The sequence below is a fragment of the Winogradskyella sp. 4-2091 genome, from assembly GCF_045765065.1.
GTDB lineage: Bacteria > Bacteroidota > Bacteroidia > Flavobacteriales > Flavobacteriaceae > Winogradskyella.
Map to the genome: position 1 here is coordinate 25,096 of NZ_JBJKOD010000018.1, position 24,413 is coordinate 49,508.

The following is a 24,413-nucleotide window of genomic DNA, read 5'->3' on the forward strand; positions in this document are numbered from 1 at the left end:
TCTTAAATTATTTAATTTCTTTATGAACTGTCATACGCTTAAGGATAGGATTAAATTTCTTAATCTCCATACGATCTGGCGTATTCTTCTTATTCTTTGTTGTAATATATCTAGATGTTCCTGGTTTTCCAGACGTCTTGTGCTCTGTGCACTCTAAGATAACTTGTATTCTATTTCCTCTTTTTGCCATTGTAAATTGACTTAAGCGTAAACGCTATTATTTGTAAAATCCTTTTGCTCTAGCTTCTTTTAACATTGCTTCGATACCAATTTTATTGATAGTCTTTAATGCTGATGTAGAAACTTTTAATGTTACCCACTTATCTTCTGAAGGAATGTAAAAACGCTTTTTCATTAAATTTGCATCAAATCTACGTCTCGTTTTATTCATAGCGTGAGAAACATTGTTTCCAACCATCGCTTTTTTCCCAGTAAGTTCACAAACTCTTGACATTGTTTTCTTTCTTTAGGTATTAATGTAATTCTGTTAACTCTTAATTATCTTGCTGTTTTCTACAGTATTGCCTGTAAACACTACTATTAAGAATCTAAAATCCGAACATGGATATTTTAAACAGGGTGCAAATTTAATAAAACTTTACGTTTCAACAAACATAAAACTCTACTTTTTCAAAAAAAGTTTCTGAAGCATTTCAAAAGCTTTATTTGTAGCTCTCCCAATTACTTTCTCTCTCAAGTTTCCGAAGTTATAAACTTCTGAATATACACCATCTTTTGTTGCAATGGCAATCCACACTGTACCAACTTCGGCCTCTGAATCTCCTTTAGATGGACCTGCGTTACCAGTAGTACTTATACCATAATCACTATTAAACAAAATTCTAACATTTTCTGCCATAGCTTCCGCTACTTCCTTACTTACTACGGAGTGTTTCTCTATAATAGCTTCAGAAACATTTAGAATTTTTACTTTAGAAGCTGTAGCATAAGTTACCACACTACCATTAAAATATGCTGATGCACCTGCATTTGCTGTAAACGACTGAGCAATTCTTCCACCTGTACAACTTTCTGCTACTGCCAGTGTTTTATTTGCTTTAGTGAATTGTTCTCCTATTAAAGCTTCAATAGATTGGTCTTCTTCAAATCCTACAAAAATATCTTCAATTTGAGGTAGTAATAAATTGACTTGATTCTGTATTTCTTTTTCAAGTGCTTTTTTGTCATCATATTTTCCCGACAATCTTAACCTTACACGACCTAAACTAGGCAAGTATGCTAACTTAATATAGCTTGGCAAATTATCTTCCCAATCTGAAATCTCTTCCGCTAAAGCACTTTCTCCTTTACCATAGGTTAATATTGTTTTGTGCAATATATATGGAAACTTAAATTGTGCTCTTAGTTTAGGAAGCACTTGTTCTGTTATAAGCGCTTTCATTTCATAAGGCACACCTGGAAGTGAAACAAATACTTTTCCATTTTTCTCTAACCACATTCCTGGTGCAGTACCATTATGATTCATCAACACTGTAGATCTCGATGGCACTAAAGCCTGCTGCTTATTTACTTCTAAAAGTGGTGCTGAACTATATTTTAGAAATATTTGTTTTACATGCTCTAATACATCTTCGTTTTCTACTAATGTATCATTAAAGTATTCGCAAATTGTATGCTTAGTAATATCATCTTTAGTTGGTCCTAAGCCACCTGTAATGATTATGATATCTGCATTTTCTTCAGCTTCTTTAAGTGCCTTAAGAATATGAGATTTTTCATCTTGAATAGATGTAATTTGATAAATAGAAATACCGACTCTATTTAATTCCGTACCTAAGAATGCGGAATTTGTGTCTACAACTTGGCCAATAAGAATTTCGTCGCCAATGGTTATAATCTCTGCTTGCATTTACAATCCGAAATCGGCTTTAATTTCAGTAACTGCATTATCTACAGCTGTTAATACTGTAATAAGTTGCTCATCTACGTTCTTATCTGTTTGTTCAAACTTTCCCCAATCTTGCACTTCAATTAAAGTGTCTAAAACACCCAATTCAAATAAATCTATGGTTGGTTTCATTTTATGAGCGGCTTGGTAAACTTCTTTATAATCTTTAGCAGGCACTGCTGTTCTTAAACGTTCAGCGTCTTCTGGTACTTCTTCTAAAAATGCGGCTGCTATAGCTGCAACGAAATCTTCATCGTTATCAGCCATTTCTCTTACTCTATCTAATTTATAATGTTGTGCCATTTATTTAATTTTTATTGAAAACATTTCCTCGTCCTCAAGGTATCCTATTAGTCGATCTTCTGCAAAAACCTTTCCAACTCCTGCAGGTGTTCCGGTAAATATAATATCTCCAATTTTTAAAGTAAAATATTTTGATACATATTCTATAATTTCGTCTATTTTCCAAAGCATTAATTCTGTGTTTCCGCTTTGAACTACCTCATCATTCTTTTTTAAACTAAAATTAACGTTATCGATATGTTGAAATTTCGATTTTGATAACCATTTACCCACTACTGCTGCTCCATCAAAAGCTTTGGCCTTTTCCCATGGCAATCCTTTAGCTTTTAGTTTTGCTTGAAGATCTCTAGCTGTAAAGTCTATACCAAGCCCAATTTGATCATAATATTTATGTGCAAATTTCTTATCTATATACTTACCTACTTTATTGATTTTCACTAAAACTTCCACTTCATGATGAACCTCATCTGAAAAATCTGGAATAAAAAACGGTTGTTTCTTCAATAAAATAGAAGTGTCTGGCTTTAAAAAGATCACAGGATCTGTTGGCTTTTCGTTTTCTAGTTCTTTTATGTGGTCTGTGTAATTACGACCTATACAGATTAGTTTCATATCTATTTCCTGCGAAGGCAGGAACCTTATTTAATTGAACTTTATACTTTCCGTGGATTCCGAATCAAGTGCGGAATGATAAACAGCTTTTTAATTAGACAAAGTTAATGATATTGCTGGAATAATTTTTTTATCACTTTTATATTTATTCGCTGCATAAAAGCGCCATTTACCAGCGTTATAAATAGATAACTTAAATTCACCTTCTTCTGCACAAATACCAGAAACAGTCGGTGCATACTTTATACCTTTTCGTTTATTTTTATTTTTTGGACCATCGACATAAGTTACTTTTACCTCATTGTAAGGTATATATAACCATTCAAAAGCAACATAAAAACCATTTTTAGGAAATATGACATTATAATCTGAAATATTAATATCTACAGTTTTTTGTTTCTTTTTTAAACTTACAACAACACTCTCCTTTAGTAAATCTTTATCTGGAAGGCTATCCTTACCCATAGAAAATACACGCAATCTAAATTTCGCTTTTTTATTTCTAAAATTTCCGAAATGAAATCTAATAGACTTTAAATAATCTGTTGTATCATATGCTTCATCATATGGAAAATACAATGCTAATATCCAAGGATTTTCAGCATGCGAACTATAACCTTGACACAGGTCTTCTTCTCTGATTTCATTAATTATCTTAGTCTTTTCCTCAAACTTTTTAGAGATTACAACCTCATCTAATTTTTCCACTAAGGAATTCAAAAAAACTTCTCCAGTCTTTAAAAATAGAGAAATAGGCATTACACTACTTTCGTAGCCTAATGAAGACAATTTTACAGTTTTCTCTAAATCTTTATCTCTTATTGTTAGCGAATAGCTACCATCCTCATTACTAGATGTGCCTATTTGAGAATCTAGAATAGAAATATTTACATAAGGAATAGGTTCGTTAGAAACTTTATCTAAAACGAAACCTTTAGCTATTTGCTCTTGAGAAAAAGTTATAATGGGAATTAATAAAAACAAAAGCTTCATACTATAAATAATAAGATTGCTACTATCGCAGACATTTTAGCCCAATTTATTATTAAACTGGCGTAATTTAATAGCCGTTAGAACCTTTTTAGTATATAATGGAAAGTCCGCATTTAGTAACCAGCCAAAATAACCTGGTTCTTTTTCCATAACATCAACCACGCGCTTTCCTTTGTGTTTACCAAACGAGAAACATTCTTCGCCTTCTTTATTAAAAATTAAAAAACCAGCAAAATCAGCGAATTTTTTACGCGAGCTAAATTCTGCCAAAAATTTAGTGTCGTTCTTTAGGTCCTCATAGCGATCTAATTGGGCTTTCAGAACTTCATAAGTCGCTTTAGTATCTGCTTCTGCACTATGCGCATCATCTAAGTCTTTATTGCAATAGAATTTATAAGCTGCGACCAATGTGCGCTGTTCCATTTTATGAAATATGGTTTGCACATCTACGGAATGTGTATTTTTCATATCAAAATCTACTTCTGCACGCAACATTTCTTCCGCTAAAAGAGGAATATCGAAACGGTTAGAATTAAATCCTCCTAAATCCGAATCTTTTATTAAATTATAAATTTCTTTTGATAGTGCTTTAAATGTAGGCTTATCTGCCACATCTGCATCAGAAATCCCATGAATAGCCGTTACCTCTGCAGGTATTGGCATTTCAGGATTTACAACCCAAGTTTTAGCTTCTTCTTTTCCGTTAGGATGTACTTTTAATATTGAAATTTCTACAATTCGATCTTTAGATATATTGATTCCTGTAGTTTCTAAATCGAAAAAACAGATTGGTTTTGTTAAATTGAGTTGCATTGTTTTTGTTTTGATAATCAAAGATAATTAGAATATGTAGAATAGCCTTAGTAAGAAAGAAAAAGCTGACTTGGCTTCGTAAAATAAAAAAGCTAACTTCGTTTAACGCTTGATAAAAAACATTGAAACGTTTTTTTTATCAGTGAATTGTAGGTAATTTGAGAACCGAATGCTCTATACAATAACTTAACTAAGAAGAATATGTTTAAAAAAATAATTTTATTTATAATCGCGATTGGTTTTTTCAATTCTTGTAATAATGATGACGACAATGATTCGGAACAAAATCAATTATGTGACTCGTCAAACACTACTTTTAATCAACTCTATACTGATTTATTAATGGATGTAAATAATCAAGAAGAAATAACACTTGATGTAATTAATCATGCTTATACATTTGAAGTCTTATCAAATGAATCTATTTGCAAAATCGGATATAGTAGCCAACCTTCTTTTGAAACTTATCCATATTTGATAGAAATCTATGACAACACGAACGACATGCTATTATATTCTGAAAATCATACTTTTTCATCCTCTATAACAGAGTATGTAGCTATTAATCCTGTAAATTTAGTTTCAGGAAACTCATATACAATCAAAAGAGTTCAAAATAATTCGACTAATGATATTACAATTTTTATTGGACGAATAGTAAAAAACGTTAATAATGATGACTTGAATTTTCCAATTAGCAATAATAATTTAATAATTACCAGCGCAACTTTCGGAAGTCAATCATCTCAGCAATTATTCTATTTTGGAATACCTTATATTGATTTAGTATTTGAAGAGTAAACTACCTACAACACCGTGTATATCATTGCTAGTTATAGCCTACTTACGAAAGTCCTCGCAGGCTTTCTATCTGTGAGTTATTTGCTAACCTTAGTGCTTAAAACACGCAACTAAATCATACACAAACACGTTGTGCATAATTTAAGAAAACATCGATAAGTCGATAATCTATGGGAATGAGAACCACATTATATGGTTATATTGAAGAAATGGATTTTTGGAAAAGTCCAATAAAAAACAAAGTTAAAAGCCATAATCATAAAGTAATTGGAAATCTAAAAAACAATGATGAATGGCCACCACTTTCAAAAGAAATGTTTGCTATTACCAGCAATCATAATAATGAAATTTATCGACCGAATTTAGAATATTCTGGCCGAATCATTCACTTTGGTTCAAATCTAAAATCAGTAGAATATGAATTAAAAGAATGGCTTATTAAATACGAAAAATTATTATCTGAATTAATATGGCTTGAATCAAAAGTCCATTTTCAAACTGAATATTCAGAATTACAAACTTTGACTTGGAGAGTTGACCTCAATACTTATGATATAATTCATGACCAAAGTTTTCCAATTCCTATTAACAAAAGTCATTGGAATTTTGAATCAACTTGGGATTTCAAAATATGAATAACTAAAAAATGGAGTTATATAAAAGTATAATTGAAATGGTTGATGCGAACCTGATTCATTGTCTGATTCCAATAATTATGACTTTAACACTTGTCGAACTCTTTTTCAAAAACCGATTTGAAACAAAAAAAACGCTTAATTTAATTCGTTGGACAATAATTATTTATACAATAGTCACCTTTACGTTCTATCTAATAGGAATGGCTATGAATCCTGATGAATACGCTTTTATTAATCGAGCAACTGGACCTTATGCTTTGGCATATTGGATAATGTTTTTATCCGCTTTAATTTTGCCTCTGACTTTACTTATTAAAAAATTAGCATCAAAATTTTGGTATGTACTTTTAGTCGCATTTGGAATGAAAAGTGGAATGTATTTAGAGCGTTTTGTGATAATTGTGACAAGTTTTCATAGAGATTATTTGCCAGAAAATGAAAATTTTGAATTAATAGATTTATTCTCATTTAGAATTGGAATGATAATTCTACAAGGAGTAATAATGACTATTCTGACTTTGGTAATATTGGAAATAAAAAAAATTGTGCAAAACACCTAATATGGTATACAAATTATCAGCGTAAAATCAATTTTAACCTTTAGCAATATTTCAGGACAAGACACATCAAAAGAATCATAAAAAAAAGCACAGTTTTATTAACGGTGCTTTTATTTAATTATGATAGATTTTTTAAAATTAAGATTTATCTACTATTTCAATTTCTAAATTATATAAAGGTTTCGTATTAAAGAATTTTGATTTTCTTGATTTATAATATTTTTTATTTCTAAGCTGTCTTCTCATAAACATTGGTTTATTATACACTTCATACACAATTAACTTATTATATTTCCCATCTTCCGTTTTCAATTCTAATTTAACTTTAGAAATCATTTCTTGTATCTCATCCACGTATTTTAAGCCCATTGTTTTTTGCGATGAAAATTGTGAATTACTTTCATACACCACCCAATACATTTTGTCTTCTTCAAATAATTCTTTTTCTGAACTCTTTTCTTTCAACTCAGCTTTTATATTTAAACTTTTGTAAATACCTGTTGTTTTCTCTATGTACATAACAATCCAATTTCTACCAATTCTTGCTTGTATTACATAGTTACCTATTGCTAATTTCTTAAGATTAATTCTTCCTTTGGTGCTATCAATAATAATACTCTCCAAATAGTCTTCATTTAATATATCTACTTGCTTTATCTTTTTTCTTTCACTTTCTAAAATTAAACTATGACCACTTACATTTAATTTTTGTATTAGTTTATGCTTACGAGCAATATAGCTTTCATTTTTCTGAAAATTAATCTCTTGCCCATACGTAAATATCGTAACCAACATAAATATTAATAAATAGTAACCTTTTTTCATAAATCAATTTTAAATTCAATCAAATTTAGACGAATAAAATGTGAGAAGTCGACTCTATACATACAATGTTTAGCTGTAATACAAATTTTGTATTTTTTATCAGTGAATTATTAAATAAAATATCATAAAACCATAAAAAAAGCACAGTTCTAAAACTGTGCTTTTTTCTTTTATATTATGAAATTAGTCTGTTCTCTATAATTTAGATTTCACGATTAACATCCCAACCTTCTAAATAATCTTTCACGGCTTTTACAAATTGACCTCCAAGTGCACCATTAACAACTCTATGGTCGTAAGAATGCGATAAATACATTTTATAACGAATACCAATATAATCGCCTTGTGGTCCTTCAATAACGGCTGGTGTTTTTCTAATGGCACCTAAAGCTAAAATACCAACTTGTGGTTGATTAATAATTGGTGTTCCCATTATACTACCAAATGTACCAACGTTGGTTACAGTATATGTTCCGCCTTGTATATCATCTGGATCTAATTTACCTAAACGGGCTCTGCTAGCTAAATCGTTAACGCGTTTTGCCATTCCGAATAAATTTAACTGATCCGCATTTTTAATAACAGGTACTATTAAATTACCATCTGGTAAAGCAGCTGCCATACCAACATTAATGGCTTTCTTTTTAATGATTTTATCACCTTGTACAGAAATATTCATCATCGGAAATTCTTTTAAAGCTTTGGTTACAGCTTCCATAAAGATTGGCGTAAAGGTTAAGTTTTCACCTTCGCGCTTCATAAAGTCGTCCTTAATTTTCTTTCTCCAGTTCCAAATATCAGTAACATCGGCTTCAATAAACGATTGCACGTGTGCAGACGTTTGTACTGAATCTACCATATATTTAGAAATGAGTTTCCCCATTCTGGTCATTTCAATTATCTCATCACCATTTGATACTTCAATTGGTTTCTCTACTGGTTTGCTTGCAGGTTTTTCTGTTTTAGCTTTCTCTTTAGCTGGTTGAGAGTTGCTTTTTGGCGTATCTACTTGATTATTTACAGCTTGTTCCTTCTTTGTTTCATTAGACTCAACCTTTGGTAGAGCAACTGCCTCTGGAGGCTGTGGCTTACTTGGTGCTGAATTTCGAGATTCTAAATAAGCTTTTATATCATTTTTTGTAACACGATTATCTTTTCCTGATCCTGCTATAGAATCTAATTCGGCCTGAGAAATGCCTTCTTGTTTTGCTATATTTTTTACTAATGGAGAATAAAAACGATCTTCTGTAGAAACTACTGGGTCTACAGATGCTTTTGCAGCTACAACAGTTTGCGATACCTCTGCAACTGCTTTAGGAGCTTCTGGCTCTACAACACGCTCTGGTTCTGCAGCTGGTGCTTTCACTTCTATAGATTCACCACCTTCTGTTTCAATTATAGCGATAGTTTGACCTACTTGCACTACATCATCAACATTGAATAGTTTTTCTACTAAAACACCATCCACTTCACTAGGAACTTCACTATCTACTTTATCCGTAGCTATTTCTAAAACAGCTTCATCTGCTTCAATTGCATCTCCAACATCTTTAAGCCATGAGGTTATAGTTGCTTCTGCAACACTCTCTCCCATTTTAGGTAACTTAAGTTCAAACTTTGACATATATTTAATTTGAAGGTCTTTATTTTATAATCGATTGCAAAATTAATAAAAAAACATATCAATAACTGATTTTTATTCAATAATTACAACCTAGAAATGTAACACTTCACCTCTATTTGTAGCGCTATCACTTCCGAGGATAAATTTACTGCTTTTTGGCATAAATCTAAAAACAATCTTTTCTTGTTTAGATTTCTCTTTCATATCATTAAAAACCTCAGTCGTTTTAAACAAATTTAAATCGTATATTAAGGTGCTTTTGCCTTTTACGTTTCCAGCAATTGAGTCCATTACTTCAATTGGCTTAGGCAATTGATTCTCTAAGGTTTGACTAATTGATTTGGCATACAGATAAGTTCTGTCTGAGCTATAATTTAATGACTTTTGTGGTTTTCTTGTAACTCGCGCCATCTTAATACCTAACCAAACTATAAAATTAAAAAGCATGTTCTGCTTAAAATGCTTTTTATAAAAAATCTGCATTGCACCATAGAATCGCTTAGCGTATTTTGCATCTTTAAAAGTGCTTTCACCTTTAAAATGAATGACTGTAGTCTCTCCAAAGTAATAATTATCGTAGCCTGCTTTTTTGATTTTGTATGATAAATCGATGTCTTCTCCATACATAAAATAAGATTCGTCAAAACCTTTAACCGCTTCATAAACCTCTTTTTTCAGCCACATAAATGCACCTACTAAGATATCAACTTTACCAGTTTTATCACTGTCTATATTATTTGCATAATAATCATCGACTTTACCAAGAACCTTTTTTAATGCTACCTTAGGCGTTGGTACATTACGTTTACTTTCTGGAAGATAATTCCCTGTTCCGTCTATAAGTTGACATCCAACAATACCTAGATTTTGCTTTGCGTTAGAAAATTTTAAAAGTTTTATAAAAGTGTTTTCTGCAACAATAGTATCTGGATTAAGAATACAAAGATATTCACCTTTCGCCTCAGCCACACCAATATTGTTACCTTTTGAGAAACCTAAGTTCTCTTTATTTTCAATTAGCTTTATTGAAGGAAACAGTTGCTTAACCATTTCACAACTATCATCTGAAGAATTGTTGTCTATGACTATAATCTCCGCATCAATACTAGCAATGGCCACTTCAACACTTTTTAGACACGCCTCTAAAAAATAGCGTACATTATAGTTTAGTATGACAACCGATAACTTCAAATATTGTTTAAGATTTTAGTGACGTCTCAAATGGTACACGGTCTATAATACTGCGACCTAATGTAACTTCATCTGTATATTCTAATTCATTACCAGCCGCAACACCTCTAGCAATGGTTGACGTAGAAACATTATAACCTTGAATTTGTCTGAAGATATAGAAGTTAGTAGTATCACCTTCCATGGTTGGACTCATAGCAAAAATTAATTCTTTTACTTTGCCTTCTTTTACTTTCTCTACCAATGATGATATATTTAAATCTTGAGGACCAATCCCATCCATAGGAGAAATTTTACCACCTAAAACATGATATAGACCTTTGAATGAACTTGTGTTTTCTACAGCCATTACATCTCTTATATCCTCTACCACGCAAATAAGCTCGCTATTCCGATTAGGATTTTCACAAATTTCACATAGAATTTTGTCACTAATATTATGGCAAGATTTACAAAAATTAATCTCGGCCCTTACCTTAGAAATTGCATTTGCTAATTGAAACGTTTGACTTTCTGGCTGACGTAATAAATGTAATACTAAACGCAATGCAGTTCGCTTGCCAATACCTGGTAATTGAGAGACCTCATTGACTGCATTTTCTAAGAGTTTTGATGAAAATTCCATGAGTGCAAAGGTAAAGTTTTTTAGGCACAAAAATGTGATTGATTACGCCTTGCAAACTTAAATTTCACTATTTAAATACCTTTATTTTATAATTAGCTTTTTAGTCAGTGCGCCTTTTGTAGAATTTAATTTCACAAAATAAACACCCGTTTCTAAGGCTGACGTTTCAATTTTATAACCATTAGATAAATCTGTTGCTTTAGAATAGAATACTAATTTCCCTAAAGAATTATAAATTCTAACAGCAACTGTTTCTCCTGACTTCCATTTTAAGTTCACTGCACTAGAAGCAGGATTTGGAAACATGGCTAATTCATCCATTTCAAAAGAATCGTTGCTCAGTGATTCTTGATATAAGTTAGTTCGCCATAAACCTCTACCATATGTGGCAGCATACAACTTACCTTCTAAATGATTAATTTCTAATTCGTTTATTCTAACATTTGGTAATCCGTTATTAAATAATGTCCAAGAATCACCAATGGTGTTATCTGTATAATAGACACCATAATTCATACCAACATATAGACCATCCGAGGAACCTGTTTGCCATGCAACTGCCTGAGATGAAAAATTAGGCAAATCCCATTTTATGGATGTCCAAGACACTCCATTATCACTACTGACATACACCTTTTGATTATTAGTAGTTGCTATTGCTAATTTGTCAGGGTTTTCAGGATGAACAGCAATACTATTAATTTGTCCACCTCCTAAATTAGCCGTCGATTGCATCCAATTAGCACCTCCATCTAATGAATACCAAAATGCACCATTTATAGATAAATACAATTTATTACTATCGGTCGGAGCTATCTTAAAGTGATCTATATCACTTGAAAAATTTTGAGAAATAGACACCCAATTTTGCCCTCCGTCTATTGACTTATAAACTTCATCAAATGCACAATAAATTACATCTTGTAAAATTGGATCTTGCTCAAATGGCACTACCCAATTCCAATTAGAATCGCCTCCTTTATCATCTGGTTGTGTTAAATACGTAATGTTAGAACCTCCATTAAAACTCTTTACAAAAGATCCATATTGAGACGTACCATAGATAATTTGAGTATTGTTTTTATCTACAAATCCTTCCATGCCATCTGCTCCCCACCAATCTGTCCAATTACCATTTGCACCTAAAACTGAAGACCCATTGTCTTGAGAACCTCCTGTAACAACAACTGGTGTGGTTTGACTTATACCAATTTTATAGAATTGTCTAATCCCTAAACCAGCCGTTAAATCCGTATAATAGGTACTATTCACAACGGTTGGGTTATCAGCTTTATAAATGCCGCCATCTGAACCTACAAACAACTTAACATTTGCACCAGAACCTACAAACTCTAACAAATCTACATCTGCATGGCAATAACCAATGTTTTGATTATTGGCATTATTTGGTGTCCACTGAGAAGAAATATTAAAATTTAAACCTCCATCGGTTGATCGCCATGTATTAATTCCTGCTATATGAACATCATTTACATCATTAGGATTTACAGCTATAGCCATATCTCTTGGTGCTTGACCACTATCGTCAACACCTGCTGTATCGTAACCAAAATAATTTCTTCCGTCATGATTTAATTTTGTAAAACTACTTCCATTATCAGTTGATTTATACAAGGCACCAAATTTTCCACTTTCGGCTTCTAATACATATACTACTAATGGGTCATTTAGAGAAACACCAATCATTTTTGGACCAGAACTAAACTGATTTGGTGATACACCATCAACTTTTGTAAAACTAGTACCTCCATTTGAAGACACATAAAAACTACTTCCCGAAGCATAAACTACACTTGGATCGTTTGGTTTAAATCTAACATCATAACCATTTGACACACCAGCAAAGTAAATTGAACTCCAATTTTGTCCTCCATCAGTAGATTTATACAAACCACTACCTTGAGAACTGCAATACATAATTGAAGGATCTGTTGGGTGGATTAAAATTTTATTTACCGTTCCACCAGAAACAGAGCCATGTAACGTCCATGTAGCACCACCATCTTCAGATTTAAAAATTGAACCGTTAGTCGTTCCCCAATAATAATGAGAACTATTATTTGGGTCAATAGCTAAAGCATATACATCTATGTTTGCTAAATCATCGGTTAGTACTGTCCATGTTGTTCCGCCATCTAAACTTTTCCAAACACCACCAGTTACACTACCTACAATTATATGATCTAAATTACTTTCATCTACGGAAACTGAGGTAATTCTACCAACACCAGGATTATAACCTGAAGTTGCATTCCAATACGTTGGTCCCATTTCTTCCCAAGATCCCACAACAGTTTTTGCAATAAACCCTTCATTATTTATATTAGAGTTATAAGTATTTAACTCATTGAAATAAAACTCTGGTGTTTCTAGCATACCATTTTCATTCATAGCGCGTTCTGCAAAATATTGCCAACGTCTAAACGGTTTATAACCTTTGCCTCGTTCTCTACCGACCGAATCAAAATGACTTTCAGCTACAGTTACAATATCTTCAACTGTATGAGTTCCTTCGGCTATAAGTTCTTTAAAATCTTGTGCAATCAAAACACAACAGAACATGGAAAATACGGATAGGAAAGTATATTTTTTCATAAAAATTTAATTTTTCAAGCATTCTATTTTACCAAATGTACTACTTTTCAAAAATATTACCACTAATTCAATTTACCATGTCTCCTATATCCATTTTAATATTAATTGCTTGTTACTTCGGGTTACTAATTTTAATTTCCTATTTCACTGGTAAAGAAGATTCTAATGCCGCTTTTTTTAAAGCCAATAAATCTGCACCTTGGTATTTAGTCGCTTTTGGGATGATTGGAGCTTCTTTATCTGGCGTAACTTTTATTTCAGTTCCAGGTTTAGTGAAGGGCCAAGAATTTGCCTATATGCAAGGCGTATTTGGTTTTTTTGTTGGTTATTTGATTGTTGCTTTCGTTTTGATTCCGCTGTATTACCGTTTAAATGTGACATCTATTTATCAATATTTAGAAGAACGTTTTGGTATAGTAAGTTATAAAACTGGTGCATTTTTCTTTTTACTCTCACGTGTCACTGGTGCTGCTTTTAGGTTGTATTTAGTTGCGCTATCTATGCAATATATTGTCTTTAAAAGTTTAGGAGTTCCATTTTGGGTAACAGTGGTTATTTCTATTTTACTTATATGGCTATATACCAATAAAGGTGGTATTAAAACAATTATTTGGACAGACACTTTACAAACCGTTGCGATGCTAACATCTGTGATTGTCGCTATTATTTTAATTCTGAATAAATTAGATTGGACATTAGCAGAAACATTCACAAAAGAAACGTTTAAAAATAAGAGTCAAGTTTTTTATTTTGATGACATCAACAGTAAAATTAATTTTTGGAAATACTTTATTGGCGGAATATTTATAACCATTGCCATGACAGGTTTAGACCAAGATATGATGCAAAAAAATCTAACTTGTAAAAACGCTAATGAATCTAAAAAGAATATGCTCTCAATGTCAGTTTTACTGGTAATTGTAAATGTAGTTTTCTTAACACTAGGTGCTTTACTTTTTATCTACGCAGATCAGTTTAATGTTACAATTCCTAAATTAGATGGCGTTACCAGAACTGATTTATTATTTCCAGAAATTGCTATGAACCAAGGCTTAGGTAAGGGATTAGCCATAACTTTTATTATTGGCCTAATCGCAGCAGCTTACAGTAGTGCAGATTCTGCATTAACGTCCTTAACTACGTCATTTTCGATAGATTTTTTAAACATTGAAAAGAAACCTATTGAAGATCAAAAACCATTACGTAAAAAGGTTCATATTGCAGTGTCTTTGCTATTGATCATTGTGGTTATTATTTTCAATTCTTTAGAAGGCAGTGTCGTAAGTAACCTTTTTAAATTCGCCACTTTTACTTACGGACCATTACTAGGACTTTTTGCTTTCGGTATTTTAACTAAAACTTCTATTAAAGATAAATATGTATGGGTAGTTGGCTTAGTTTCTATCCTATTAACCTATTGCGTTACGCTTATACCAACTTATTTAGCCTACAGTCAAAGATTATCTATAGAGAATTGTACCAAGTCTGCTTGGGAATGTGCTGCTATATATGCCCAGAATAATTATTACAATTTCCATTGGGAGATATTACCATTAAATGGTTTAATTACTTTCTTAGGGCTTCTAATAATTTCAAAAAGAAAAAATTAATATTGATCTGTCGCTAATAGTACTAGCGTACAAGCTACTTCAAATTCAATGGAATTTTGTTTCAAAAGATTATAGAATTCAGGGTTTTCTGTTCCTGGATTAAAAATGACACGCAATGGTTTTAAATTTATGATATAATCGTAGTAGGATTTTTGACGCATAGGATTTAGATATAATGTTACAGTATCTAAATCTACATATGGCATTAATTCAGTATCAATTGTTACATCCTCAACGTCACCCTTTCGTAACCCAAGTGCTTTCACGTTATGATTGTATTGTCTTAATTTTCTAATAGCTCTATTTGAGTAACGTTGTGGCTTTAAAGATGCGCCAATAACTAATGTGGTTTTGTTCATAATGTTAAAATGATGTTAACGTAAATAATTTGAGTAACATACTGTAAAGTTAGTCGTCTATTCTATAACAAACTATCAAAATCAATCAAAATGAAATCAATTATGCTTCTCTGCATGCTCTTATTTTCGGTAATAGCATCAGCCCAACCCAATTCTAATGACGATATAAGAAACGGTTCTGTATATGGACGCGTTATAGACGCGCAACTTAATGAGCCATTACCATATGTAAACGTGGTTATAAAAGACAATAACAATAAAATAATTACAGGTGGTATCACTAAAGACGACGGAACATTTGAAATTGAAAATATACCTGAAGGTACAATTATTGTATCCATTCAATTTGTTGGTTTTAAAACAATAAATAATAACGTTACTCTCGGAAAAGGAAATTATAAAGTTAATCTTGGAGATATTAAACTCGAAGAAGAATCTACAGGTTTAGATGAAGTGACCATTGTTGCAGATGTCTCTACAATTCAACAAAAAGTAGATCGTAAGGTCATCACTATTGGTAAAGATTTGCAAACCGCTGGAGCTACGGCTAGTGAACTGATGAACAATTTACCATCAGTTAGTGTAGACCAACAGACAGGATCAATAAGCTTGCGTGGCAACCAAAATGTTAGGGTCATGGTAGACGGCAAACTTTCTAATATACCTGCTGATCAATTGCTAAAACAGATTCCATCAAACTCTATAAAAAGTGTTGAATTAATCACAAATCCTTCTGCTAAATATAATCCTGAAGGTATGAGTGGTATAATTAATATTGTACTTCATAAAAACACTAAAATTGGTTTTAATGGTAATATTAATGTTGGTTTAGCTCATGATATTGAAGCTAAATTCAATAGCTCTATCGATGCTAATTACCGTAACGGGAAAATTAACTTTTATGGCTCATATGGAAATAACATTAGGAGAAACGTAAACTACGGTTACATAAATAGAATAGAACAAGACATTCAACAAAATTTTGATATTCTTAATGACAACAAATCTCATTTATTTAAAATTGGACTGGATTATTACCTAAACGATAAAAACACGATTTCAATATTTACAAATCAAAATATTTTTAATGGAGAAACTAATGTTAACTCTAATATTGCTTATTTATTTAACAATGCACTTGATGAATCTCAATACTTAAGTGGCATAAACGAAAACGATTCTCAACAGTACAACTTTAATTATAAGCATGATTTTGATAAAGAAGGTCATAATATAGAATTAGAAGTTGATCATAATATTTATGAAGGTTTGGTGGATAACAGTAATGTGTTTTTTAGCTCTCAACGTCCAGATTTTATAGAAGATACTGATATTGATAGAAATAGTACAACTGTTAATTTAGATTATGTTAATCCATTATCAGAGTCTGTAAAATTTGAATTGGGATTACAAGCACGTTTATTTGACACCAGCATCTTTTACGAATCTGATGCAAGAGAACAAAACGAAGCAGGTACATACATACCAACAACAACACTTTTTGATTACACCAGAAATATTTATTCTGCATATGCCACTTATGGTAAAAAGTTAGAAAAATGGAGTTATCAGTTTGGCGTAAGGGCAGAAACTGTAAATGTAGATTCTGATGCCTTTAAAAAAGATTTAGATTCTAGTGAAGAATTAAATATTCCTTTTACAAATGATTATTTTGAATTATATCCATCTGCATTTGTAACCTATTCACCCTCTGAGAAAAACTCGTATCAATTTAGTTATAGTAGACGTATAGATAGACCAGGAATAGGACAAGTAAACCCATTACCTAATTGGAGCACACCATTAATTTCAGAATTTGGAAATCAAGAATTACGTCCTCAATTTACTAATTCTATAGAAACAAACTATACTAGACAATTTGAAAAAGGGAGTATTACGGCAGGTGTATTCTTCAGAATTATTGAAGACGAAATTCAACAAGCTATCTTAATTGACAGAACTGATGTTAACCGTTTAATATTTACCAATTTAAACTTTGACAATACTACGTCTTACGGTATAGAAGTATCTTCAAATTACAGACCTACAAAATGGTGGAGCGTAAATGCTAGTTTTGATTTGTATTCGCAAACACAAAAGAGTTTAGCTGAATCTTTTGACACCAACCAAGATATTGTTTTAAATACAGTTGAAGTCGATAATATAGCTTGGAGTGCCAGAGCATTCAATAATTTTAAAGTGAGTAAGAGTCTTAGTTTTTCTGCATTTGGAATGTACCGCTCAAAAAACAAGAATATTCAATTTGAAATGAATGATATGTTAATGGTCAACCTAGGAATGCGCTATAACTTTATGGAAGGCAGAGCCAACTTCAGCTTAAGTTACAACGATATTTTTGATACTATGTATGCAGAATTCGATGGAGAAAGACCTTATGCCCAACGTGGACAGTTTAACTGGGAGAGCCAACAAATTACAACAAGCTTATCGTACCGTTTTGGTGGAGGAAAGTACAGAGCAAAATCGCGTAAACAAAGAGATAATGATGTAAAGCAAGATGGTGGCATGTTTTAAGATAGTATTTAATAGTTGACAAAAATGTTGATGGTTAGTGTTAGAACTCAACTATTAAATCAAGAAAATCCTGATGGTCTTTGGACATATCAGGATTTTTGTTAAATACAAGTTAAATGTAATATTCATTGAAATAAAATGGCAACTATTACGTCTTCATTATTATAAGTTTTTTTTATCATGGGAATTATAAACTTAGTTTATAATAGTGATTAGTTAAGGTTGGTTAATAGCGAAAAAGCCCAAACAGACATTCTGCTTGGGCTTTTTTATACTTAAAATTCTAATTTAATTAAAATATTGTACTACCATTTTATTATTACACTTCCCCAAGTAAAACCACTACCAAAAGCTGCTAATACAACGGTGTCGCCTTCTTTTACTCTTCCTTCTTCCCAAGCTTCAGTTAACGCAATTGGGATGGATGCTGCTGTAGTATTTCCGTATTTCTGAATATTATTAAATACCTGATCGTCGTTTAATTTAAACTTACGTTGTATAAATTGTGCAATACGCAAATTCGCTTGGTGCGGAATAAGCATATCTATATCATCAACCTGTAATTCATTTTTCATTAAACCTTCCATAATGACTTCACTAAAACGAACAACCGCATTTTTAAATACAAATTGCCCATTCATATATGGAAAATAACTTTCGTCATTAGGATCGTTTGCAGCCAAAATATCATTTACCCAACGTTTACCCATTCCTGGAGCAACCAAGACCAACTCTTCGGCATGCTCACCTTGAGAATGTAAATGTGTAGATAAAATACCTTTCGTTGTATCTTCTTCTCTAGTTAAAACAGCAGCGCCTGCACCATCTCCAAATATAACAGAAACGCCTCGTCCTCTCGTGGTTTTATCTAATCCATGAGAATGCAATTCACTGCCTATGACAAGAATGTTTTTATACATTCCTGTTTTAATAAAATTATCTGCTACAGAAATGGCATATACAAAACCAGAACATTGGTTACGTACATCTAAGGCGCCAACGGTTTTTATGTCTAAGGCATGTTGTACTTGTACGCCTGGACCTGGAAAATACATATCAGGACTTAGTGTCGCAAAAATGATAAAATCAATATCGTCTTTATCTAATCCTGAGCGCTCAATAGCAATTTTCGCTGCTTTCACTCCCATTGTAGCTGTAGTGTCTCCACTACCCTTTTCTACCCAACGACGTTCTTTAATACCAGTGCGTTCTTGAATCCACTCATCATTAGTGTCCATCATTTTTGATAGATCATCATTAGTGACAACATTATCTGGCACATATTTGCCTAAGCCTATTATTTTTGAATTGTACATAGTTATTATTTAGTACTGCAATTTAATATTTAAGATACGATTACCATTTATTAGAATTTACATTCGTTATGCACGCATAGTACTTGTGTCAGTTTGTCACTTTTTAAGTCTTGGTATTTTATTTGACTAAAGCTAAATATTAAAATTAATAATACAAAAAACTATATATCATGACAAAAGGAAGTATTAATGTATCGGTAGAGAACATCTTTCCGCTTATTAAAAAATTCTTATACAGTGATCACGAAATATTTTTACGTGAGCTTATTAGTAATGGTACGGATGCCACACTAAAATTAAAACACCTTACAAGCATAGGTGAATCTAAATCTGAATACGGAAATCCACAGATTGAAGTAAAGATTGATAAAGAAGGTAAAAAGCTTCATATCATTGATCAAGGATTAGGTATGACAGCTGAAGAAGTTGAAAAATACATTAACCAAGTTGCCTTTTCTGGTGCTGAAGAATTTTTAGATAAGTACAAAGATTCTGCACAAGATTCTGGAATCATTGGCCATTTTGGTCTTGGTTTCTATTCTGCTTTTATGGTTGCGGAGAAAGTTGAAATCATTACAAAATCTCACACAGGAGCAGATGCTGCACATTGGACGTGTGATGGTTCTCCAGAATTTACTTTAGAAAAATCTGATAAAGAATCTAGAGGAACAGAGATCATTCTTCATATCGCAGAAGATTCTACCGAGTTTTTAGAAGAGTCTAGAATCAGTGAATTACTTAATAAGTATAACAAGTTTATGCCTATTCCAATTAAATTTGGAACTAAGGAAATTAACGATCCTGAGTTTACACCAGCAACTACAACAGATGCTGACGGTAAAGAAACAACTGAGCCACATAGACAAATTACGGTAGATAGTATAATCAACAACCCTAATCCGGCTTGGACAAAACAACCATCAGAATTGAAAGATGAAGATTATAGTGGTTTCTATAGAGAATTGTACCCAATGCAGTTTGAAGAGCCATTATTTAACATTCACCTTAATGTAGATTATCCATTCAACTTAACAGGGATTTTATATTTCCCTAAGATGACGAATGATATGAACATGCAGAAGGATAAAATTCAATTATACCAAAACCAAGTTTTCGTAACTGATAATGTTGAAGGTATTGTTCCTGAATTTTTAACAATGCTACGAGGTGTTATCGATTCTCCAGATATTCCATTAAACGTATCTCGTTCTTACTTACAAGCAGATGGTGCAGTTAAGAAAATTTCATCTTACATTACTCGTAAAGTTGCAGATAAATTAAAGTCTTTATTTAACGCCAATCGCGAAGATTTTGAAGCAAAATGGGATGATATTAAGATCGTTATTGAATACGGAATGCTTTCTGAAGAAAAATTCTTTGAAAAAGCAGATGCATTTGCACTTTACCCTACAGTAGATGGTAAATTCTTTACGTATGACGAATTATTCAACAAGATAAAAGCAAACCAAACTGACAAGGATGGTAAACTTGTAATCCTTTACGCTTCAAATAAAGATCAGCAACACTCTTATATCGAAGCTGCAAAAGCTAAAGGCTATGAAGTATTGATGTTAGACTCTCCTATTGTTTCGCATTTAATTCAGAAATTAGAGTCTACTAAAGAAAATATTTCTTTTGCTAGAGTTGATGGTGATCATATTGACAATTTAATTAAGAAAGACGAAAACACAATTTCTAAATTAACAGATGAGCAACAAACAGAATTAGATACACTTTTAAAGGAAGTAATTCCTTCTGAAAAATTCTCAATTCAGTTAGAAGCTATGGATAGCGATGCGTCTCCATTTATTATTACACAACCAGAATTTATGCGTAGAATGAAAGAAATGCAGCAGACTGGTGGAGGCGGAATGAATATGTTTGGTAACATGCCAGAAATTCATAACCTTATCGTTAACACAAACTCTGAATTAGTTGGCGAAATATTAGGTACTAAAACTAAGAAGAAACAAGAACGTTTAATTTCTCAAAGTTTAGATTTAGCACGTTTATCTCAAGGGCTTTTAAAAGGCGAAGAGTTAACAAGCTTTATTAAGCGTAGTTATGAGATGATAAAATAATCTCTTTTACTGAACTTGTTTCAGTTTCTTAAATATTTAAAACCACTTTGTTAATTCAAAGTGGTTTTTTTGTAACTTAATCTTCTGAGAATCGTCTTATTAGTATTAATCAATCTTCAGAAAAATGAAAATCAATCAAACTATCTCATTACTCCTTTTAAGTTTTGTATTTACAACAGCAACATTTGCTCAAAACAACACCGCACAATTCGATGAAATCGTATCTCAATTTTATGATAATCCTGATGCTCCTGGTGCAACAATTTTAATTGCCAAAAATGGCAAAACCATTTATAAAAAAGCGGTTGGCAAATCGAGTTTAGAACTCAATGTAGATATGGTTCCTGAGAACGTGTTTATGTTAGCCTCAATAACTAAACAATTTACAGCCGTAGCCATTTTAATGTTAGAAGAGCAAGGAAAACTAAGTCTAAATGATCCTATTACTAAGTTCATACCAGATTATCCTACGCATGGAAAAACCATTACTGTGCATCATTTACTAAATCATACGTCTGGTATAAAAAGTTATACAGGCATTGGTAATTTATTAGAAGTGGCTAGAAAAGACTTTACTCTAGATGAGTTAATTGATTATTTTAAAAATGAACCCATGGATTTCGATCCAGGCGAAGCTTATCAATATAATAATTCTGGTTATGTATTATTAGGTAAAATCATAGAAGTATTATCTGGAGATACGTATGAAAATTATATTGAGAAAAACATCTTTGAGCGTATTAACATGAATAATTCTAGATATGGAAATAATAGAGAATTAGTTAAAAACAGAGTTGAGGCTTATGAAGAAGAACCTTCTGGTTTTGTTAACGCTAGTTACCTCAGTATGACTATACCTCATGCTGCGGGTTCCTTAACCTCTACTGTAGAAGATATGTTAAAATGGCAAAATGCACTTACTAATAACACATTTATTAAAGCATCAACATTAGAAAAAGCAATTAATGGTTCTAATCTCAATGATGGAGAGCATATTTCTTATGGTTATGGTCTTGGTGAATTTAATTTAAAAGGGTCTAAAGGTTACACGCATAGCGGTGGAATTTTTGGTACTTCTACTAATGGTATATACCTTATTGAAGAAGACCTCTATGTTATTGGTCTTAGTAATTGTAGCTGCAACGATATTGGTGCTGTCACTCAAAGTTTAGCCGCTGCAGCTATCGGCAAACCTTATCCTACAATGAATGATGTGGTCAAAGTTTCTGAGAAAAAGCTAAAACAATGGGTTGGCGCATACGAATTTGAAGATGGTGCTATAAGACATATATTTATGAAGGACGGAAAACTTAGCAGCATGAGAGAATCTGAAACCAACACTGTATTCGAAATTTTCCCATTATCTGAAAACCATTTTATGTTTGAAGAAGGAAATATAGAATATAAATTCTCAAAGACAGCGAACGGAAAACGACAAGCCATTTTCATCACTGACAAGGAAAATATTGGAATAGAAATAGACAAGGCAATGCCTAAAGCCAGAAAAGAAATATCATTATCTAATGATCTCTTAAAAAAATATATTGGTAAATATGAATTAGCTCCAAATTTTGTTGTGGAGATTACAGTTGAAGACAGCCAAATATTTGGACAAGCTACAGGTCAAGGTAAATTTGAACTTTTCGCAGAAGATGAAACCACGTTTTTTGCTAAGGTATCAGCGCTTAAAGTAAAGTTTAATAAAACTGAAAAAGACGATATTGAAAGTTTCACACTATATCAAGGCGGACAAGAATCTGTCGCCAAGAAAATTAATTAATTATCAGTCCAAAGAATCAAACAAACCACTTTGTTAATTAAAAGTGGTTTTTTACACTTTGTCTGATAAACCTATTTTTATATCCCACAACGAATTAAACTACTCATTTAAAAGGTTTTACGTAATTTTATATTCATTAAACGGTAGTAATGGATTTTACGTACATAAATAAGATTTTTGACGAGCTTAATTTTACAGATGAAGAAATTAAGATTGTAAAATCTGTGTTTCGTAAAGTAAAAATTAAAAAAGGGGATATCTTACTAAAAGCAGGTGACCTTGTCAATTATCAATATTATGTTGTAGATGGCTGTATGAGAACCTTTCACGTTGATAAAGAAGGTAAAGAATATACCATTCAATTTGGGATTAGCGATTGGTGGATTAGCGACTACACTGCATTTTTCAGTGGTGGCAAAGCTATCTTAAACATTGAAGCCATACAAGACTCTACCTTATATAGAATCTCTAGAGAGGATAAAGAATATATGTATTCTAAAATGCCTAAAGTGGATCATTTTTTTAGAGTAAAACTCGAAAAAGCCTTTACGGCATTTCAAAAAAGAATTCTAATTAACCTATCAAAACCTGCGAAGGAGCGTTATATTAATTTTATTGAAACGTATCCCAAAATAGAAAAGAGTATCAAAAACTACCACATTGCCTCTTACTTGGGAATAACTACAGAAAGTTTAAGTCGTATTAGAAAAGAATTATCTTAAGGCATCGATTTCTTACCATACATCAATATTTAACATCATTTATAGTTCTATTTTTGCAGTCCTAACAAGGTAATATCCCTTATTACCCTAAGATTAATAGCTGGAGAGCGCAAGTTGTATAGACTTGCGCTTTTTTTTGTTTAATTTAACCGTAAATAAGACCTTAATCTATATTATCTATTCCATTTTTGCCTTTAATAAAGCTGAATCAATTTCTGGTAAACAATGAAAACTATGAATCCTAAAAGAATAATCTCCTTTTATTACAATAGGATGTTATGGTTATAATACATCAGGTAAATTATAGTCTTAACGCAGCTAAATAATTATGAAAAATGAATAAAACATGGACAAATTAAAATCCAAAATTTAACCAATATTTTAAGAGAAGTAGAATTCTATAATGTAAAAAACTAAACCACTTGACATTAAATTAGAGTTAATCTATTCAACATTAAAATTTAGTTACTTCTAAGATTATTATAAATTAGAATAGGAAA

22 protein-coding genes are annotated in these 24,413 nt (G+C 31.9%); 8 read left to right on the forward strand and 14 right to left on the reverse strand.

Annotated features, from left to right (window positions below):
• Positions 1-7: 7 nt before the first annotated feature.
• The 7 genes from rpmG to ACJBCC_RS16150 form a co-directional block, all read right to left on the reverse strand.
• Positions 8-190 (reverse strand): 50S ribosomal protein L33, encoded by a 183-nt coding sequence (gene rpmG, locus ACJBCC_RS16120; protein ID WP_215924165.1) that lies wholly within the window; start codon positions 188-190, stop codon positions 8-10.
• 27 nt (positions 191-217) lie between these two features.
• Complete coding sequence (rpmB, locus tag ACJBCC_RS16125; RefSeq protein WP_173281392.1) at positions 218-454, reverse strand: 50S ribosomal protein L28; 237 nt, start codon at positions 452-454, stop codon at positions 218-220.
• Between the two features lie 168 nt (positions 455-622).
• Positions 623-1,870: a competence/damage-inducible protein A gene (locus ACJBCC_RS16130; protein ID WP_407557785.1), complete on the reverse strand. Its 1,248-nt coding sequence runs from the start codon at positions 1,868-1,870 to the stop codon at positions 623-625.
• Positions 1,871-2,212 (reverse strand): Hpt domain-containing protein, encoded by a 342-nt coding sequence (locus tag ACJBCC_RS16135; RefSeq protein ID WP_299103341.1) that lies wholly within the window; start codon positions 2,210-2,212, stop codon positions 1,871-1,873.
• On the reverse strand, positions 2,213-2,824 hold the full coding sequence (locus tag ACJBCC_RS16140) for a fumarylacetoacetate hydrolase family protein (RefSeq protein WP_299103339.1): 612 nt from the start codon (positions 2,822-2,824) through the stop codon (positions 2,213-2,215).
• A 90-nt stretch (positions 2,825-2,914) separates the two neighbouring features.
• A complete protein-coding gene (locus tag ACJBCC_RS16145) occupies positions 2,915-3,817 on the reverse strand; it encodes a carboxypeptidase-like regulatory domain-containing protein (RefSeq protein ID WP_299103337.1) in 903 nt (300 codons plus the stop codon).
• Positions 3,818-3,853: 36 nt separating this feature from the next.
• Positions 3,854-4,630, reverse strand: a complete 777-nt coding sequence (locus ACJBCC_RS16150; RefSeq protein ID WP_299103335.1) for a 3'-5' exonuclease — start codon at positions 4,628-4,630, stop codon at positions 3,854-3,856.
• 201 nt (positions 4,631-4,831) lie between these two features.
• Here ACJBCC_RS16150 and ACJBCC_RS16155 point away from each other — a divergent pair, with 201 nt between their 5' ends.
• The 3 genes from ACJBCC_RS16155 (at position 4,832) to ACJBCC_RS16165 (ending at position 6,629) form a co-directional block, all read left to right on the forward strand.
• Entirely contained in the window at positions 4,832-5,431 is a 600-nt protein-coding gene (locus ACJBCC_RS16155; RefSeq protein WP_299103333.1) for a hypothetical protein, read from the forward strand.
• 176 nt (positions 5,432-5,607) lie between these two features.
• Positions 5,608-6,066 carry a hypothetical protein gene (locus tag ACJBCC_RS16160; protein WP_299103331.1) on the forward strand — a complete coding sequence of 153 codons (459 nt, stop codon included), beginning with the start codon at positions 5,608-5,610 and terminating at the stop codon, positions 6,064-6,066.
• Between the two features lie 11 nt (positions 6,067-6,077).
• Positions 6,078-6,629 carry a hypothetical protein gene (locus ACJBCC_RS16165; RefSeq protein ID WP_407557786.1) on the forward strand — a complete coding sequence of 184 codons (552 nt, stop codon included), beginning with the start codon at positions 6,078-6,080 and terminating at the stop codon, positions 6,627-6,629.
• Positions 6,630-6,767: 138 nt separating this feature from the next.
• On the opposite strand, the gene ACJBCC_RS16170 is transcribed toward ACJBCC_RS16165, so the two are convergent.
• The 5 genes from ACJBCC_RS16170 to ACJBCC_RS16190 all read right to left on the reverse strand — a co-directional run bounded on the left by ACJBCC_RS16170 (position 6,768) and on the right by ACJBCC_RS16190 (position 13,510).
• A complete protein-coding gene (locus tag ACJBCC_RS16170) occupies positions 6,768-7,454 on the reverse strand; it encodes a hypothetical protein (RefSeq protein ID WP_407557787.1) in 687 nt (228 codons plus the stop codon).
• 202 nt (positions 7,455-7,656) lie between these two features.
• A complete protein-coding gene (locus ACJBCC_RS16175) occupies positions 7,657-9,078 on the reverse strand; it encodes a dihydrolipoamide acetyltransferase family protein (protein WP_407557788.1) in 1,422 nt (473 codons plus the stop codon).
• A 90-nt stretch (positions 9,079-9,168) separates the two neighbouring features.
• Complete coding sequence (locus tag ACJBCC_RS16180; RefSeq protein ID WP_407557789.1) at positions 9,169-10,269, reverse strand: glycosyltransferase family 2 protein; 1,101 nt, start codon at positions 10,267-10,269, stop codon at positions 9,169-9,171.
• Positions 10,270-10,276: 7 nt separating this feature from the next.
• A complete protein-coding gene (recR, locus tag ACJBCC_RS16185; protein WP_299103321.1) occupies positions 10,277-10,894 on the reverse strand; it encodes a recombination mediator RecR in 618 nt (205 codons plus the stop codon).
• An 81-nt stretch (positions 10,895-10,975) separates the two neighbouring features.
• The gene (locus ACJBCC_RS16190; protein ID WP_299103319.1) at positions 10,976-13,510 is read right to left on the reverse strand and encodes a VPS10 domain-containing protein; all 2,535 of its coding nucleotides are present in this window, start codon (positions 13,508-13,510) and stop codon (positions 10,976-10,978) included.
• Between the two features lie 77 nt (positions 13,511-13,587).
• Between ACJBCC_RS16190 and ACJBCC_RS16195 the strand changes: the two genes are divergently transcribed.
• The gene (locus tag ACJBCC_RS16195) at positions 13,588-15,120 is read left to right on the forward strand and encodes a sodium:solute symporter (protein WP_299103317.1); all 1,533 of its coding nucleotides are present in this window, start codon (positions 13,588-13,590) and stop codon (positions 15,118-15,120) included.
• Here ACJBCC_RS16195 and ACJBCC_RS16200 read toward each other — a convergent pair.
• Complete coding sequence (locus ACJBCC_RS16200; protein WP_299103315.1) at positions 15,117-15,479, reverse strand: CoA-binding protein; 363 nt, start codon at positions 15,477-15,479, stop codon at positions 15,117-15,119. The genes ACJBCC_RS16195 and ACJBCC_RS16200 overlap by 4 nt on opposite strands.
• Before the next feature lie 90 nt (positions 15,480-15,569).
• On the opposite strand from ACJBCC_RS16200, the gene ACJBCC_RS16205 reads away from it, so the two are divergent.
• On the forward strand, positions 15,570-18,014 hold the full coding sequence (locus ACJBCC_RS16205; protein WP_299103313.1) for an outer membrane beta-barrel family protein: 2,445 nt from the start codon (positions 15,570-15,572) through the stop codon (positions 18,012-18,014).
• A 305-nt stretch (positions 18,015-18,319) separates the two neighbouring features.
• Here the strand turns inward: ACJBCC_RS16205 and ACJBCC_RS16210 are convergent, their stop codons facing one another.
• Positions 18,320-19,330: a 3-oxoacyl-ACP synthase III family protein gene (locus tag ACJBCC_RS16210; protein WP_407557790.1), complete on the reverse strand. Its 1,011-nt coding sequence runs from the start codon at positions 19,328-19,330 to the stop codon at positions 18,320-18,322.
• Between the two features lie 170 nt (positions 19,331-19,500).
• Here ACJBCC_RS16210 and htpG point away from each other — a divergent pair, with 170 nt between their 5' ends.
• From htpG to ACJBCC_RS16225, 3 genes are all read left to right on the forward strand, one after another.
• Positions 19,501-21,411 carry a molecular chaperone HtpG gene (htpG, locus tag ACJBCC_RS16215; protein WP_407557791.1) on the forward strand — a complete coding sequence of 637 codons (1,911 nt, stop codon included), beginning with the start codon at positions 19,501-19,503 and terminating at the stop codon, positions 21,409-21,411.
• Between the two features lie 124 nt (positions 21,412-21,535).
• The gene (locus tag ACJBCC_RS16220) at positions 21,536-23,191 is read left to right on the forward strand and encodes a serine hydrolase (RefSeq protein ID WP_407557792.1); all 1,656 of its coding nucleotides are present in this window, start codon (positions 21,536-21,538) and stop codon (positions 23,189-23,191) included.
• A gap of 149 nt (positions 23,192-23,340) precedes the next feature.
• On the forward strand, positions 23,341-23,913 hold the full coding sequence (locus tag ACJBCC_RS16225) for a Crp/Fnr family transcriptional regulator (RefSeq protein ID WP_407557793.1): 573 nt from the start codon (positions 23,341-23,343) through the stop codon (positions 23,911-23,913).
• Positions 23,914-24,413: the final 500 nt, after the last annotated feature.

Bases quoted from the DNA above. Each gene is read 5' to 3' on its own strand.
- rpmG (WP_215924165.1), bottom strand. From the start codon at position 190: ATGGCAAAAAGAGGAAATAGAATACAAGTTATCTTAGAGTGCACAGAG.
- rpmB (WP_173281392.1), bottom strand. From the start codon at position 454: ATGTCAAGAGTTTGTGAACTTACTGGGAAAAAAGCGATGGTTGGAAAC.
- ACJBCC_RS16130 (WP_407557785.1), bottom strand. From the start codon at position 1,870: ATGCAAGCAGAGATTATAACCATTGGCGACGAAATTCTTATTGGCCAA.
- ACJBCC_RS16135 (WP_299103341.1), bottom strand. From the start codon at position 2,212: ATGGCACAACATTATAAATTAGATAGAGTAAGAGAAATGGCTGATAAC.
- ACJBCC_RS16140 (WP_299103339.1), bottom strand. From the start codon at position 2,824: ATGAAACTAATCTGTATAGGTCGTAATTACACAGACCACATAAAAGAA.
- ACJBCC_RS16145 (WP_299103337.1), bottom strand. From the start codon at position 3,817: ATGAAGCTTTTGTTTTTATTAATTCCCATTATAACTTTTTCTCAAGAG.
- ACJBCC_RS16150 (WP_299103335.1), bottom strand. From the start codon at position 4,630: ATGCAACTCAATTTAACAAAACCAATCTGTTTTTTCGATTTAGAAACT.
- ACJBCC_RS16155 (WP_299103333.1), top strand. From the start codon at position 4,832: ATGTTTAAAAAAATAATTTTATTTATAATCGCGATTGGTTTTTTCAAT.
- ACJBCC_RS16160 (WP_299103331.1), top strand. From the start codon at position 5,608: ATGAGAACCACATTATATGGTTATATTGAAGAAATGGATTTTTGGAAA.
- ACJBCC_RS16165 (WP_407557786.1), top strand. From the start codon at position 6,078: ATGGAGTTATATAAAAGTATAATTGAAATGGTTGATGCGAACCTGATT.
- ACJBCC_RS16170 (WP_407557787.1), bottom strand. From the start codon at position 7,454: ATGAAAAAAGGTTACTATTTATTAATATTTATGTTGGTTACGATATTT.
- ACJBCC_RS16175 (WP_407557788.1), bottom strand. From the start codon at position 9,078: ATGTCAAAGTTTGAACTTAAGTTACCTAAAATGGGAGAGAGTGTTGCA.
- recR (WP_299103321.1), bottom strand. From the start codon at position 10,894: ATGGAATTTTCATCAAAACTCTTAGAAAATGCAGTCAATGAGGTCTCT.
- ACJBCC_RS16190 (WP_299103319.1), bottom strand. From the start codon at position 13,510: ATGAAAAAATATACTTTCCTATCCGTATTTTCCATGTTCTGTTGTGTT.
- ACJBCC_RS16195 (WP_299103317.1), top strand. From the start codon at position 13,588: ATGTCTCCTATATCCATTTTAATATTAATTGCTTGTTACTTCGGGTTA.
- ACJBCC_RS16200 (WP_299103315.1), bottom strand. From the start codon at position 15,479: ATGAACAAAACCACATTAGTTATTGGCGCATCTTTAAAGCCACAACGT.
- ACJBCC_RS16205 (WP_299103313.1), top strand. From the start codon at position 15,570: ATGAAATCAATTATGCTTCTCTGCATGCTCTTATTTTCGGTAATAGCA.
- ACJBCC_RS16210 (WP_407557790.1), bottom strand. From the start codon at position 19,330: ATGTACAATTCAAAAATAATAGGCTTAGGCAAATATGTGCCAGATAAT.
- htpG (WP_407557791.1), top strand. From the start codon at position 19,501: ATGACAAAAGGAAGTATTAATGTATCGGTAGAGAACATCTTTCCGCTT.
- ACJBCC_RS16220 (WP_407557792.1), top strand. From the start codon at position 21,536: ATGAAAATCAATCAAACTATCTCATTACTCCTTTTAAGTTTTGTATTT.
- ACJBCC_RS16225 (WP_407557793.1), top strand. From the start codon at position 23,341: ATGGATTTTACGTACATAAATAAGATTTTTGACGAGCTTAATTTTACA.